At 65.5% G+C, this 1,436-nt stretch carries 1 protein-coding gene and 1 pseudogene; one reads left to right on the top strand and one right to left on the bottom strand.

What is annotated here, in order from left to right:
* Positions 1 to 328 (bottom strand): annotated as a pseudogene (locus tag DBR34_RS22830) (histone); the annotation flags it as partial.
* Between the two features lie 662 nt (positions 329 to 990).
* Here DBR34_RS22830 and DBR34_RS11980 point away from each other — a divergent pair.
* A partial coding sequence (locus DBR34_RS11980; RefSeq protein ID WP_343125614.1) for a trypsin-like peptidase domain-containing protein occupies positions 991 to 1,436 on the top strand: 446 nt, incomplete at its 3' end.

Raw genomic sequence — 1,436 nt, 5'->3', positions numbered from 1 at the left:
CCTTCTTGGCGGCCTTGGTGGTCTTGGTCACGGCCTTTTCAGCGGCGACCTTCTTCTTGGCAACCTGCTTCTTCAGCGAGGCGGCTTCGGCCTTGGCGTTGCTCTTGGCCGCTTCCAGCTTCTTCTTGGCGGTGGCCAGGGTCTTGCCGACCGACTTGGCAGCCTTGTCGGCCTTCTTGGCGACGGTCTTCTCGGCCTTCTGCACGGCCTTCTTGACCTTGGCAACCTGGGTGGTGGCAGCCTTGCGTGCGCGCTTGACGGTCTTCTTCACCGACGCCACGGCATCTTCAGCAGCGGTAGCGATGGTCTCGCCCACGTTGCCGGCCACTTCTTTTACTTCGTCGACGCCCTGCGACAGGGTCGCGGTCACACCATTACCGTTGCTCATGATTGCCTCCTAAGGGGCCTGGTCAGTTAAATCGCTGGCGATGCTATACCGGCGCGGTCCATCGTGGAACGGTCTTGTCGCAGCCTGTGAGCCGCACCTGTGCTTGGCGGGACGACGCCAGCGCTGCCCGGCAAACCTGGCATCGGCAGCAAACCCCTTTAAAACAGCTTCCGTGCACCGCACGCGTGTTGTCGCGCCTGCCTTCCCTGCATGCGTCGGGCAGTTGCGTGGCGGTGTGCAATTGGGTGTCGGACGCGGATCGGTTGGTTGCCCTTTACTGCACAACTGCGCTGCCTTCGCGCTCGAAACGGCAGACGGCGCTGGCCGGATCCGGCTGCCTTGGCACCGCGCAGTGGAACGTGGCGGGGTGGAAAACGGGGGACCGTGCAGGGCGTCCATCCTGGCCGTCGGCGTGCCGAGCAGGGGTGTCGTGCAGCGGCAAGTTGAACCGAGGCAGGCGGCAGGGTGGGGACGATCGCGGCCGCGCGGCGCATCGGATTTCATTCGCGGTTTAGGCGCGGGCGGCCACACTCATTCAGCTTGCTTTACCTTATATAGGCTCCTACCTCCCACGCCGCTCTTCGTTACGGAACCGACGGACCATGCGACCGCTCCCCACCCTGCTCACGCTCGCCCTTGCCGCCGCCTTCGGTGGCTTCGTCGCTTCGGCGATCAACGCGCACCTGGACAACCGTGCCGAGGCAGCGCCGGCGTCGCTGGTCATTCCGGCCACCGCCGCACTGCCGGCCTCGGTGGCCGGGCAGCCGGTGCCGTCGCTGGCGCCCATGCTGGAACGGGCGATGCCCGCGGTGGTCAGCGTCAACACCAAGCAGGTGGTGCGGGTACGCAACCCCTACTTCAACGACCCGTTCTTCCGCCGGCTGTTCCCGGAAGTGCCGCAGGAACGCATCAACGAATCGCTGGGCTCGGGCGTCATCATCGATGCCAGCGCCGGGCTGGTGCTGACCAACCACCACGTCATCGACAATGCCGACGACGTGCAGGTGACGCTGGCCGACGGGCGCACGGTCAAGGCCGAGTTCATCGG

This window comes from Stenotrophomonas sp. HMWF003 (assembly GCF_003061285.1).
Classification (GTDB): domain Bacteria; phylum Pseudomonadota; class Gammaproteobacteria; order Xanthomonadales; family Xanthomonadaceae; genus Stenotrophomonas; species Stenotrophomonas maltophilia_AP.
The sequence above is the reverse complement of the archived record's forward strand: the minus strand, read 5'-3'. Positions and strand labels throughout refer to the sequence as shown.